11 protein-coding genes are annotated in these 13,369 nt (G+C 60.1%); 7 read left to right on the plus strand and 4 right to left on the minus strand.

The features are described 5' to 3' along the window. Positions 1 to 55: 55 nt before the first annotated feature. From ACYZUC_RS06025 to fabI, 6 genes are read left to right on the plus strand one after another with little or no spacing between them, the layout of a single operon-like run. Positions 56 to 1,870, plus strand: a complete 1,815-nt coding sequence (locus tag ACYZUC_RS06025; RefSeq protein ID WP_461996823.1) for an extracellular solute-binding protein — start codon at positions 56 to 58, stop codon at positions 1,868 to 1,870. Next, complete coding sequence (locus ACYZUC_RS06030) at positions 1,867 to 3,708, plus strand: extracellular solute-binding protein (RefSeq protein WP_461994319.1); 1,842 nt, start codon at positions 1,867 to 1,869, stop codon at positions 3,706 to 3,708. Before ACYZUC_RS06025 ends, ACYZUC_RS06030 begins: the two co-directional genes overlap by 4 nt. 3 nt (positions 3,709 to 3,711) lie before the next feature. Beyond that, complete coding sequence (locus ACYZUC_RS06035; protein ID WP_008028636.1) at positions 3,712 to 4,785, plus strand: microcin C ABC transporter permease YejB; 1,074 nt, start codon at positions 3,712 to 3,714, stop codon at positions 4,783 to 4,785. A gap of 1 nt (position 4,786) precedes the next feature. After that, complete coding sequence (locus ACYZUC_RS06040; protein ID WP_008028637.1) at positions 4,787 to 5,806, plus strand: ABC transporter permease; 1,020 nt, start codon at positions 4,787 to 4,789, stop codon at positions 5,804 to 5,806. Between the two features lies 1 nt (position 5,807). Continuing rightward, positions 5,808 to 7,418 (plus strand): ABC transporter ATP-binding protein, encoded by a 1,611-nt coding sequence (locus ACYZUC_RS06045; RefSeq protein ID WP_461994321.1) that lies wholly within the window; start codon positions 5,808 to 5,810, stop codon positions 7,416 to 7,418. A 21-nt stretch (positions 7,419 to 7,439) separates the two neighbouring features. Beyond that, positions 7,440 to 8,234, plus strand: a complete 795-nt coding sequence (fabI, locus tag ACYZUC_RS06050) for an enoyl-ACP reductase FabI (RefSeq protein ID WP_008152082.1) — start codon at positions 7,440 to 7,442, stop codon at positions 8,232 to 8,234. A gap of 177 nt (positions 8,235 to 8,411) precedes the next feature. Here fabI and ACYZUC_RS06055 read toward each other — a convergent pair whose 3' ends face one another. After that, positions 8,412 to 9,269 carry a LysR family transcriptional regulator gene (locus ACYZUC_RS06055; RefSeq protein ID WP_461994323.1) on the minus strand — a complete coding sequence of 286 codons (858 nt, stop codon included), beginning with the start codon at positions 9,267 to 9,269 and terminating at the stop codon, positions 8,412 to 8,414. A 114-nt stretch (positions 9,270 to 9,383) separates the two neighbouring features. On the opposite strand from ACYZUC_RS06055, the gene ACYZUC_RS06060 reads away from it, so the two are divergent. Further along, complete coding sequence (locus tag ACYZUC_RS06060; protein WP_461994325.1) at positions 9,384 to 9,809, plus strand: VOC family protein; 426 nt, start codon at positions 9,384 to 9,386, stop codon at positions 9,807 to 9,809. A 154-nt stretch (positions 9,810 to 9,963) separates the two neighbouring features. On the opposite strand, the gene ACYZUC_RS06065 is transcribed toward ACYZUC_RS06060, so the two are convergent. The 3 genes from ACYZUC_RS06065 to ACYZUC_RS06075 form a co-directional block, all read right to left on the minus strand. Continuing rightward, entirely contained in the window at positions 9,964 to 10,545 is a 582-nt protein-coding gene (locus tag ACYZUC_RS06065) for a GGDEF domain-containing protein (protein WP_461994327.1), read from the minus strand. 74 nt (positions 10,546 to 10,619) lie between these two features. Continuing rightward, positions 10,620 to 11,198, minus strand: a complete 579-nt coding sequence (locus ACYZUC_RS06070; RefSeq protein ID WP_461994328.1) for a hypothetical protein — start codon at positions 11,196 to 11,198, stop codon at positions 10,620 to 10,622. A 1-nt stretch (position 11,199) separates the two neighbouring features. After that, positions 11,200 to 13,368 (minus strand): xanthine dehydrogenase family protein molybdopterin-binding subunit, encoded by a 2,169-nt coding sequence (locus tag ACYZUC_RS06075; RefSeq protein WP_461994330.1) that lies wholly within the window; start codon positions 13,366 to 13,368, stop codon positions 11,200 to 11,202. Position 13,369 lies beyond the last annotated feature (1 nt).

A 13,369-nucleotide genomic window follows, 5' to 3' on the forward strand; every position in this document is an offset into this window, starting at 1 on the left:
CCCACAAAGCCCAAGCCGCCTGGATCGGATCTCTGACTTGAAGCGTCCCCTCCTCCTGCTCCTCATCAGCCTGGCCTTGAGCTCCTCCGCAAGTGCGACGATCAGCGAAAGCCATGGTTATGCGCAGTTCGGCACGCTCAAGTACCCGGCCAGATTTACCCACTTCGACTGGGTCAACCCGCAAGCGCCCAAGGGCGGTACGTTGCGGGTGATGGCGTTTGGCACCTTCGATACGCTCAACCCGTACACCTTCAAGGGCTCGAGCCCGGTTTCCACCGCGAATTTCCTGCAGTACGGCATCAACGAGCTCAACGAACCGCTGATGGTCGGCACCGGCCAATACGCGCCATCCGGCGACGAACCCACGTCCAGCTATGGCTTGATCGCCCAATCGGTGGAATACAGCGAAGACCGTAGCTGGGTGGTGTTCAACCTGCGCCCCGAAGCCCGCTTTCACGATGGCACGCCGATCACCGCGTATGACGTTGCGTTCTCTTATCGATTGCTGCTCAAGGAAGGCCATCCGCAATACCGCACCAATCTCCAGGAAGTGTTGCGGGTCGACGTGCTCAACCCGCAGCGCATCCGTTTCGTCTTCAAGCGCGCAGGCAATCCACTGCTGATCTTGCGCCTGGGCGAGTTGCCGGTGCTGCCGCAGCATTACTGGAAAGATCGCGACTTCAAGGCCACCACCTTCGAGCCGCCGCTGGGCAGTGGCCCTTACCGCATGACCTCGGTCACGCCCGGGCGCCAGATTGTGTTTGAACGGGTCAAGGATTACTGGGGCAAGGACCTGCCGGTGAATCGCGGCAAGTACAACGTCGACCGCATGGAAGTCGAGTTCTACCGCGACAGCGACGTCGCGTTCGAAGCCTTCAAGGCCGGCGAGTTCGACATCTACATCGAGCATCAGGCGAAGAACTGGGATAACGGTTACAACTTCCCGGCCGTGCGACGAGGCGATGTCATCAAGGCGCAAATCCCGCACCAGATCCCGACCCAGAGCCAGGGCCTGTTCATGAACACCCGGCGCCCGGCCTTCTCCGACGCAAAGGTGCGCGAAGCGCTGGGGCTGATGTTCGATTTCGAGTGGACCAATCGCACGCTGTTCAGCGGCGCTTACAAGCGCGCCATGAGTTACTACCCCAACAGCGAGTTCTCGGCCACCGGCCTGCCAGTCGGTCATGAGTGGTTGATGCTCAAGCCGTACCGCGAGCAATTGCCCGCCAAACTGCTCACCGAGCCGTTCAGCCTGCCGCAGACCCAAGGGCGCGGCATTCCAAGGGAAACCATGCGCCAGGCCCTGAGCCTGCTCGCCGAGGCCGGCTGGAAGCTCAACGGTCAGCGGGTCGAAAACGCCAAGGGCCAACCGCTCTCGCTTGAGATCCTGCTGGTCAACCCGAACCTGGAACGCATTCTCCAGCCTTATGTCGAGAACCTCGCCAGTATCGGCATCGACGCCCGGCTGCGCACGGTGGATCGCGCCCAGTACAAACAGCGCCTCGACCAGTTCGATTTCGACATGATTCTGATGACCCTGAACCAGACCCTCAGCCCCGGTCTGGAGCAATGGCAGTATTTCCATTCCAGCCAGGTCGGGGTCAAGGGCAGCAAAAATTACGCGGGCATCGCCAACCCGGTGGTTGACCATTTACTCGAGCAACTGCTCGCCGCCCAGACCCGCGATGAACAGGTTGCCGCCGGCAAAGCCCTGGACCGCGTGTTGTTATGGCAGCACTACATCATTCCCAACTGGTACCTCAATTATCACCGCCTGGCCTACCGCAACCGGTTCGCCTTCGTCACCACGCCGCCCTATACGCTGGGCCTGAGCGCGTGGTGGCTGAAATCTTCGGAGAAAGATCGATGAAACCCGTACGCGCCCTGCTCTTGCAGGCCAGCGGCCTGTTGTTCGCCGGGCTGGCCTGCGCCGCACCGCAACACGCCCTGACCTTGTACAACGAGCCGCCAAAATACCCGGCCGACTTCAAACATTTCGACTACGTGAATCCAGACGCGCCCAAGGGCGGGGTCTTCCGTCAGGCCGGTTTCGGTGGCTTCGACAGCCTCAACCCATTCATCAGCAAAGGCGTGTCTGCCGGCGACATCGAGCTGATCTACGACACCCTGGCCAAACAGGGACTCGATGAACCGTTCACCGAATATGGATTGGTTGCCGGCAAGATCGAAAAGGCCCCGGACAACAGCTGGGTGCGTTTCTACCTGCGCCCTGAAGCGCGCTTCCACGACGGTCATCCGATCCGTGCCGAAGACGTGGTGTTCAGCTTCGAGACCCTGATCAAGGACGGCGCACCGCTGTATCGCGGTTACTACAGCGACGTCGCCGAAGCCGTCGCCGAAGACCCGCTGACCGTGCTGTTCAAGTTCAAGCACACCAATAACCGCGAACTGCCATTGATCCTCGGCCAGTTGCCGGTACTGCCCAAACACTGGTGGGCGACCCGGGATTTCAACAAGGGCAACCTGGAAATGCCGTTGGGCAGCGGCCCGTACAAGGTCAGCGAAGTAAAGGCCGGGCGCTCGATTCGCTATGAGCGGGTCAAGGATTACTGGGGCAAGGACCTGCCGGCCAACCGTGGCTTCTACAACTTCGACGTGATGACCACCGATTACTACCGCGACAACACCGTGGCCCTGGAAGCACTCAAGGCCGGTCAGTTCGATTACTGGCTGGAGATGAGCGCGAAAAACTGGGCCAACGCCTACAACATCCCGGCGGTTACCGAAGGCCGGCTGAACAAGGAACAGATCCCCAACGGCAACCCGACCGGTATGCAGGGCTTTGTGTTCAACCTGCGCCGTCCAGTGTTCCAGGACGTGCGCGTGCGCCAGGCGCTGACGCTGTTGCTGGACTTTGAATGGACCAACAAGCAACTGTTCAACGGCGCCTACGTGCGTACTCGCAGTTTCTTTGAGAACTCGGAAATGGCCGCCAGCGGTTTGCCGGATGCCGATCAGTTGGCAATACTCGATCCGTTCCACGGCAAGATCCCCGAACAGGTGTTCACCGAGGCCTTCCAGAACCCGATGACCGACGCCAGCGGCATGATCCGCACGCAGCAGCGCAAGGCTTATCAACTGTTGCAGGAAGCCGGCTGGCGGATTGTCGACGACAAGATGGTCGACGCCAACGGCAAACCGGTGAACATCGAGTTCCTGCTGGCCCAGACCGAATTCGAGCGGGTGCTGCTGCCGTTCAAGCGCAACCTCAGCGACCTGGGGATCGACCTGGTGATTCGCCGGGTCGACGTCTCGCAGTACATCAATCGCGTGCGTTCGCGGGACTTCGACATGATTGTCGGCAGCTTCCCGCAATCCAACTCGCCGGGTAACGAACAGCGCGAATTCTGGATGTCTGCCGCTGCCGACAAACCCGGCAGCCGCAACTCCATGGGCCTGAAAGACCCGGTGGTGGATCAACTGGTCGAGCAACTGATCAACGCCGATTCGCGCAAAAGCCTGGTGGCTCACGCCCGTGCACTGGACCGCGTGCTGCAATGGGGTTATTACGTCATCCCCAACTGGCACATCAAGACTTGGCGCGTGGCTTATTGGAACCATATCGGCCACCCGAAAATCTCACCCAAGTACGACATCGGCACGGCCACCTGGTGGATCAAGCCCAACGTGACACCGGCGATAGAAGTCGAAACCAAACTGCAAGCCGACCCTGCGGGCACGGAGTAATAGATGCTGGCGTATATTTTTCGGCGACTGCTGCTGATCATCCCGACGTTGCTCGGCATTTTGCTGATCAACTTCGTGATCATCCAGGCTGCCCCCGGCGGGCCGGTGGAACAGATGATCGCCAAGCTCGAAGGTTTCGAAGGCGCCACCAGCCGCATTGCCGGCGGTGGTGCCGAGGTGTCGGTGGCCGGTTCCGCCTATCGTGGCGCCCAGGGCCTGGACCCCGCGCTGGTGAAAGAAATCGAGCACATGTATGGCTTCGACAAATCGGCGCCGGAACGTTTGTGGATCATGGTCAAGAACTACGCCACCCTGGATTTCGGCGACAGTTTCTTTCGCGACGCCAAGGTCATCGACCTGATCAAGGAAAAGATGCCGGTGTCGATCTCCCTCGGGCTGTGGAGCACGCTGATCATGTACCTGGTGTCGATCCCGCTGGGGATCGCCAAGGCCACGCGGCACGGCAGCCACTTCGACGTCTGGACCAGCTCGGCGATCATCGTCGGCTACGCGATCCCGGCGTTCCTGTTTGCCATTTTGCTGATCGTGGTATTTGCCGGCGGCAGCTATTTCGACTGGTTCCCGCTTCGGGGACTGACCTCGAACAACTTCGATGAACTGAGCATGGGCGGCAAGATTCTCGATTACTTCTGGCACCTGGCATTGCCGGTGACGGCGCTGGTGATCGGTAACTTCGCGACCATGACCCTGCTGACCAAAAACAGCTTCCTCGATGAAATCAACAAGCAGTACGTGGTCACCGCCAAGGCCAAGGGCCTGACCAATCACCGTGTGCTCTACGGCCACGTGTTCCGCAACGCCATGCTGTTGGTGATTGCCGGTTTCCCATCGGCGTTCATCGGGATTTTCTTCACCGGTTCGTTGCTGGTGGAAGTGATCTTTTCCCTCGACGGTCTCGGCCTGATGAGTTTCGAAGCGGCGATCAACCGCGATTACCCGGTGGTCTTCGGCACGTTGTTCATCTTCACCCTGCTGGGATTGGTGGTGAAACTGATCGGCGATCTGACGTACACCTTTGTCGATCCGCGCATCGACTTCGAAAGCCGGGAGCATTGAGATGAACCTGTCCCCTCTCAATCGTCGGCGTTTCGAACTGTTCAAGGCCAACAAGCGCGGCTGGTGGTCGCTGTGGCTGTTTCTCGTGCTGTTCGGCCTGAGCCTCGGCGCCGAGCTGATCGCCAACGACAAACCCTTGGTGGTGCATTACGACAACAGCTGGTACTTCCCGGCGCTCAAGCGCTACCCGGAGACTACGTTCGGCGGCGAGTTCCCGCTGGAAGCCAACTACAAGAGCCCGTATATCCGCGAACTGCTCAAGGCCAAGGACGCGTGGGTGCTCTGGGCGCCGATTCCCTACAGCTACCAAAGCATCAACTACGACCTGAAAGTCCCGGCACCGGCGCCGCCGTCGACCGACAACCTGCTGGGCACGGACGATCAGGGGCGCGATGTGTTGGCGCGGGTGATTTACGGCTTCCGGATTTCGGTGCTGTTCGCGCTGACATTGACCATTCTCAGCTCGATCATCGGCGTGATTGCCGGCGCCTTGCAGGGTTTCTATGGCGGCTGGGTCGACCTGGCCGGGCAGCGGTTCCTGGAGATCTGGTCCGGGTTGCCGGTGCTGTATCTGCTGATCATTCTCGCCAGCTTCGTCCAGCCGAACTTCTGGTGGCTGCTGGGGATCATGCTGCTGTTTTCGTGGATGAGCCTGGTGGACGTGGTCCGTGCCGAGTTCCTGCGCGGACGCAACCTCGAATACGTGCGCGCGGCCCGGGCGCTGGGGATGCAGAATGGTGCGATCATGTTCCGCCACATCTTGCCCAACGCGATGGTTTCGACCATGACGTTCATGCCGTTCATCCTGACCGGCGCCATCGGCACGCTGACGGCGCTGGACTTCCTGGGTTTCGGCTTGCCCCCGGGCGCGCCGTCGCTGGGTGAACTGGTGGCCCAGGGCAAATCCAACCTGCAAGCGCCGTGGCTGGGCATGAGCGCGTTTGCGGTGCTGGCGTTGATGTTGAGTCTGCTGGTGTTCATCGGCGAGTCCGCTCGCGATGCCTTCGACCCGAGGAAGTGATATGAATCAGGACAATCTGATCGAAGTGCGCGACCTGTCCGTCGAATTCGTCGTCGGTGATCGCTGTCAGCGCGTGGTCGAAGGTGTCAGTTTCGACATCAAGCGCGGCGAGACCCTGGCGCTGGTGGGTGAAAGCGGTTCCGGCAAATCGGTGACCGCGCACTCGATCCTGCGCTTGCTGCCCTACCCGCTCGCCCGGCATCCGTCCGGCACCATTGAGTATTCCGGGCAAGACCTGCTGAGCCTGAAAGAGAAAACCATCCGCCACATCCGCGGCAACCGGATCGCGATGATCTTTCAGGAGCCGATGACTTCGCTCAATCCGCTGCACTCGATCGAGAAGCAGATCAACGAAGTTCTCAGCATCCACAAAGGTTTGATCGGCAAAGTCGCGACCAAACGCACGCTGGAACTGCTGGAAATGGTCGGTATTCCGGAACCCGAGAAGCGCCTGAAAGCCCTGCCCCACGAATTGTCCGGCGGCCAGCGCCAACGGGTGATGATCGCCATGGCCCTGGCCAACGAGCCGGAACTGCTGATCGCGGACGAACCGACCACCGCGCTGGACGTGACCGTCCAGCTGAAAATCCTCGAATTGCTCAAGGAATTGCAGGCCCGTCTGGGCATGGCATTGTTACTGATCAGTCACGATTTGAACCTTGTGCGAAGAATTGCGCATCGCGTATGTGTCATGCAGCGCGGTTGCATCGTCGAACAGGCATCGTGCGAAGAGTTGTTCCGCGCGCCGCAGCATCCGTACACTCGGGAACTGCTGGCAGCGGAGCCCAGCGGCAAACCGGCGACCAATGTTATCGGGCCGCCTTTGCTGCAGGTCGAGGACCTGAAAGTCTGGTTCCCGATCAAGAAAGGCTTGCTGAAAAAGACCGTCGATCACATCAAAGCGGTGGACGGGATCAATTTCAGCCTGCCTCAGGGACAGACCCTGGGGATTGTGGGAGAAAGCGGTTCCGGCAAGTCGACACTCGGTTTGGCGATTTTGCGGCTGATTGGCAGCAAAGGTGCGATCCGTTTTGAAGGCAAGCAGCTAGACTGCCTGACGCAACAACAGGTTCGGCCGCTGCGTCGGGAGATGCAGGTAGTGTTTCAGGACCCGTTCGGCAGCCTGAGCCCGCGAATGTGCGTGAGCCAGATCGTCGGCGAAGGCCTGCGGATTCACAAGATGGGCACCGAGGCAGAACAGGAACAAGCGATTATTGCGGCACTCAGGGAGGTAGGTCTGGATCCGGAAACCCGGCACCGCTACCCCCACGAATTTTCCGGCGGGCAGCGGCAGAGAATCGCCATTGCCCGGGCATTAGTGCTAAAACCGGCGCTGATTCTGCTGGACGAGCCGACTTCGGCCCTCGACCGGACAGTGCAGCGCCAAGTGGTGGAGCTTTTGCGTTCACTGCAAACCAAGTACAACCTGACGTATCTGTTTATCAGCCATGACCTGGCTGTCGTCAAAGCGCTGAGCCACCAGCTGATGGTGGTCAAGCATGGCCAAGTGGTCGAACAGGGAGACGCGCAAAGTATCTTTGCCGCCCCCCAACATCCGTATACACAGCAGTTGCTGGAAGCCGCTTTTCTGGCACCAGCCACTGCGCAATAACCTGAAAGAGAGGAGCAACACATGGGTTTTCTCGCCGGTAAGCGCGTACTGATCGTCGGTGTCGCCAGCAAGCTGTCCATCGCATCCGGCATCGCTGCCGCCATGCATCGCGAGGGCGCTGAGCTTGCCTTCACTTATCAGAACGACAAACTCAAGGGTCGTGTCGAAGAGTTCGCACAAAGCTGGGGTTCCAACCCGGACCTGTGCTTCCCGTGCGACGTGGCCAGCGATGAAGAAATCGCCAAGGTCTTCGTTGAGCTGGGCAAGAAGTGGGATGGCCTGGACTGCATCGTGCACTCCGTCGGCTTCGCCCCGGGCGACCAACTGGACGGCGACTTCACCGAAGCCACCACCCGTGAAGGTTTCCGCATTGCTCACGACATCAGCGCCTACAGCTTCGTGGCTTTGGCCAAAGCTGGCCGCGAAATGATGAAAGGCCGCAATGGCAGCCTGCTGACCCTGTCGTACCTGGGCGCCGAGCGCACCATGCCTAACTACAATGTAATGGGCATGGCCAAGGCTTCGCTGGAAGCCGGCGTACGTTACCTGGCCGGCTCCCTGGGCCCGGACGGCACTCGCGTCAACTGCGTATCGGCTGGCCCGATCCGCACCCTCGCCGCTTCCGGCATCAAGAACTTCCGCAAGATGCTGGCCGCCAACGAAGCGCAAACCCCGCTGCGTCGCAACGTCACCATCGACGAAGTCGGCAACGCCGGCGCCTTCCTGTGCTCGGACCTGGCGTCCGGCATCAGCGGTGAAATCATGTACGTGGACGGTGGTTTCAACACCACGGCCATGGGCAGCCTCGAAGAGTAATCTTCGACTGGCCAACTAAAAAACCCGCCTCTGTAGGCGGGTTTTTTTGTGCCTGCGATTTCAGACTCAACGCAACCCTTGTAGGAGCCGGCTTGCTGGCGATAGCGTCCGTCCAGACAATCAATATATCGACTGACACACCGCCATCGCCAGCAAGCCGGCTCCTACAGGGATCATCTATTGGCTCAGACAGTCGGCAAATAGCTGCTGGATTGGCTGCAAGCGTTGGCTGTAGCGCTGTAACAGCACAATCTCGCGGTAGAACGTCAATTCCCCCAACCGGATGATCCGCACCTTCGCGCCATACTCAAGCCACAACCCGGCCTCGGGAAGCAACGACACTCCCAATCCGCATTCAACCATTTTGACGATGGCCTCCAGTTCATCCAGTTCCAAAGCCACCTGCACATCAACCTGCTGCTCACGCAGGAACCGCGTCACCAGGCGCCCACCGAATGAATTGCGGTCGTAACGCACATGGGGATGGCTCGCGAGGATCTGCAACGGGTCATCACCCTCAAGCTCCGGCGGCACGATCAGCACAAACGGTTCCTTGCGAATGACCTGCGCCGACAACTCCTTGGGCAACTCGAACGGCGGCTTGATCAGAATGGCCAGATCAACCTCCCCGGTATCGACCTGGCTCAGCAGGTTGAGTGAAACGCCCGGCACCAGTTTCGGTTCCAGCAACGGCGCTTGCTGGCGCAAGCGCAACAACGCCTGGGGCAGCAACCCAGTCTGGGCCGTGGCCACTGCGCCAATCTTCAACTCGCCACGGTACTCGCTGACGTCATCGCTGACCGCCATGCGACTGAAGGTTTCCAGCATCTCCCGAGCCATCGGCAACGCCCGTTGCCCTGCCGCATTGAGAATCGCCTGACGCCCGGTGCGATCGAACAAACGAATGCCCAGCGCCTGTTCCAGATTGCGCATCTGCGCGCTGACCGCCGACTGCGTCAGGCCGATGTGCATGCCGGCGGCGGCGAATGTGCCGTAGCGTGTAACAGCGATGAAGGTTTTCAGTTCACGCAGCATGACGGCCTCGATTGATCGAAATAATTTGAGCTCGACGCAAAAACTATCGTCTTTCAATCGAAAAGCACAGCGCTAAACTCCACCTCTACCACCGTCAATCTGCGAGGCACAACGATGCAACTCTCCCCTTTTCACTTGGCCATCCCGGTATATGACCTCGCGGCAGCCCGGACTTTTTACCGTGATGTCTTCGGCCTGGAGGAAGGCCGGTCCAGCGATCATTGGGTCGACTTCAATTTTTTCGGCCATCAACTGGTGATTCACCTGGCGCCCAAAAACGCCTCACAGGAAGCGGCGCACACCAACGCCGTGGACGGGCATGACGTGCCGGTGCCGCATTTTGGCGTGGTGCTGGGGATGGATGAGTGGGAGGGTTTGGCTGAACGGCTGAAGGCGCGTGAAACACGATTCGTGATTGAACCGGGCATTCGGTTTCAGGGGTTGGTGGGTGAACAGGCGACGATGTTTCTGTTTGATCCATGCGGCAATGCGCTGGAGTTCAAGGCGTTCAAGGACATTAGCCAGCTGTTCGCCAAGTGAGCTTGATGGCGACTGTGAGGACGCCTTCGCGAGCAGGCTCGCTCCCACAAGGATTTGTGCCGGATGCAGGTTTTGTATTCTGCGAGGATCCACTGTGGGAGCGAGACCGGCTTACCGGCGATTTGGCCCGCACATACACCACTGAAACCTCAGCCTACCGGTGCAACGCGCTCTCCGCTTCAATCAGCAGTTCATCGATCGAGTGATGCAGATTAATGTCGTACTCGACCTGGCCAATGCTGAATCGAATGTCATAACCGCGACGCATCGTGGCGTTGCGCTCGTCGAGGATTTCTTCGAGTCGCGCCTTGATCGCGCTCAGTTCGACGGCACTTGAACCAGTCAACAAAGCCACAAACTCGTCATCGCCGAGCCGGCCAATCACATCGTTTTCGCGAAACGCGATGCGCAGCACGTCGGCAAAGGTTTTCAGGGCGTCATCTCCCTCGGCGCGGCCGTACAAATAGTTGATGTGCTTGAAATTATCGAGGTCGAAAAACAGCAGCGTGGCCGGTTTTTCCAGTCGCTGACAGGCGTCCAGCCCCAGTTGGGCCAGTGTCGTGAAGCCGTGACGGTTGGACAGCAGCGTCAACTCATCCATGCTCGCCATCTGCACACCAATCACTTCCTGCTCGGCCTTACGGGCCTGATCACGCAGCAATTGACGCGCTTGCTGGGGCGACAGCAAAGGATCTGCGTTAGCGCCGTGTTTTACCGGTTTGCCTGAGTTCAGCATGACTCACTCCATTGGCGGGTATGTTCTTTAGAGTGGTCCGTACCCGGTTTGACTCCCGGTTAACGGACCGCCGGTCAACTGCCCACCATCGGACAAGGCCCTCCGGCCTCGGCCCAGCGCTTGAATTGAGTGACGAAAACATCGTGCGGCACCGGCACCGGCGCTCGCCCTTCACCCGGACTCCAGCCCCACAGCACCAGTTTGTCGTCGCTGACATGCTTGATCAGCGCGGCGAAATCCCGGTCGCCATTGCTGGAGCGGTCCTTGATCATTGCGCACAATTTGTCGGCCGGCAGCCCGATCCAGGCCATTTTGTGCGTCGCAGGCGGCAGGCTCCAGTGCGGTGCACCCGGCGGCGTATGCGGGCCGTAACTGGCCGGCGGATTGCTGTCGGCGTGGCAGGTGGCGCACGGCAAACCGGCCGCGCCCTTGCCGTCCATGCCGCGTACGACGCTCATCGCGTGGGGCGTTCCGGCATCGAACTGCAACGATGAATCACCCGGGATATGGCAGTTCTGGCAGCGCGGGCTCTGAAACACTTTCTGCACGGTATCGAAAGCCTTCAACGCTTCTCTATCCTCTGAGAACAGGTCCGTGGCGTAGATCGTCAGGAGGATCAGCACCACTGCGCCCAGAATCAGATGTCGCCTCATCTCACACCCCCGACAGTTGCAAGGGCAGTTCGCGCAACCGTTGCCCGGTCAGGGCAAACACAGCGTTGGCCACCGCCGGCGCCGTGGGCGGCACGCCAGCTTCACCGATGCCGCCGGGTTTGTCGGTGCTGGGCAGGATATGCACTTCAACCACGGGCATTTCGTTCAGGCGCAGCACTTGATAGTCGTGGTAATTGGACTGCACCACCTGCCCATCCTTGAAGGTCAGTTTGCTGTGCAAGGTAAACCCGAGGCCGAAGGTGATGGCCGACTCCATTTGCGCCGCGATGCTCATCGGGTTGACCGCAATCCCGCAGTCCACCGCGCACACCACCCGGTGCACGCGGATCTTCAGGTTGTCCTGGGACACCTCGGCAACCTGCGCGACGTAGCTGCCGAACGACTCATGCACCGCGACACCCAGTGCATGCCCATCCGGTAATGGCGCTGTCCAATTGGCCTTCTCGACCGCCAGGTTCAACACACCAAGATGCCGCGCATGGTCCTTGAGCAAGGTTCGCCGGTACTCCACCGGGTCCTTGCCAGCCGCCTCGGCCAGCTCATCGATCAGCGACTCCATCACGAACGCCGTGTGGGTGTGCCCTACCGAACGCAACCACAACACGGTGATGCCGGTCTTCGGCGAATGCAGTTCCACTTGATGATTGGCCAAGCCCTCGATGTAAGGACTGTCGACAACGCCTTCGACCGACGTTTTGTCGATACCGTCCTTGACCATGGTGGCCGCAAACGCCGTGCCGTCCATGATCGACTGCCCGACCATCACGTGCTTCCACGCAATCGGCATTCCACCGGCATCCAGGCCGATACGCGCCTGATGCAGGAATGCCGAGCGGTAATAGCCGCCACGGATGTCGTCCTCACGCGACCACACCGTTTTCACCGGGCCGCCCGCCGCCTTCGCAACCTCCACCGCCTCAGCGACAAAGTCCGAAGTCGGGTTGGCCCGCCGGCCGAAACCGCCGCCCAGAAACTCGGTATGAATCTCGACCTGCTCGGGTTTGAGCCCGGTGATTTTTCCCGCGATCATTTGATCCAGCGTCTGGAACTGCGTACCGGTCCAGATCTCGCATTTGTCCTGGGTGATTTTCACCGTGCAATTGAGCGGCTCCATCGGTGCATGAGCCAGGTACGGCACGCTGTACTCGACATCAATCGTCTTCGCGGCCTTGCGCAAAGCGCCCTGCGCATCCCCGGCCTTGCTGGCCGAAGTGCCCGGTGTGGCGGCAAGTTTGCGAAAGCTCTCCAACAGATGTTGGCTGTCGAGCCCGGTGTTCGACCCCAGATCCCAATCGACCTTCAGCGCATCGCGCCCCAGTTTCGCCGCCCAGTAATGATCGGCAATCACCGCGACACCCGTCGGCACCTGCACCACTTTGTGCACGCCCGGGATCGCCAGCGCTTCGGCGCCTTCAAAGGATTTGACACTGCCGCCGAACACCGGCGCGCGGGCAACCATCGCGGTCATGAGTCCGTCGAACTGCACGTCCATCCCGAATTTGGCTCTCCCGGTGATTTTCTCCGGTGTGTCCAGGCGTTTGGTCGGTTTGCCGATGACCTTCCAGTCTTTCGCCTCCTTGAATTTGATCGATGCCGGGTCCGGTGCCGGCAACTGCCCCGCGTCATCGGCCAGTTCGCCGTACGTGGCGCGATTGTCGCCGGCAATGACCACACCCGACTCGGTGCGAATCTGCGAAGGCGCAACATTGAAGCGCTTGGCGGCGGCATCGATCAGCATCAACCGCGCCGCCGCGCCCGCCTGACGGTAGCGATCGAATTCCATCCAGGTCGAGGTCGAACCGCCGGTGATTTGCATCCCGCCAAACCCGGCCAGACCATAGTCGGCGGCCGAAGCAGGGGCGTGTTCGACGCGGATTTTCGACCAGTCGGCGTCCAGTTCTTCGGCGATCAGCATGGTCAGGCCGGTCCAGATGCCCTGGCCCATTTCAGAATGGCCGAGCAGCACGGTGACGCTGTTGTCGTTACCGATTCGTAAAAATGCATTGGGCGCGAAGACGTTGCCCTGACTCTCGGCGCCCATGGCAAAACGGTGGGCACCGGGGATGACAAAGGCGATTACCAATCCACCGCCCAGCACTGCGCTGCCCTTGAGAAAACCACGGCGCGATAACGGATTGATGCTGTTCATG

The sequence above is a fragment of the Pseudomonas sp. GT1P32 genome (genome assembly GCF_054897805.1).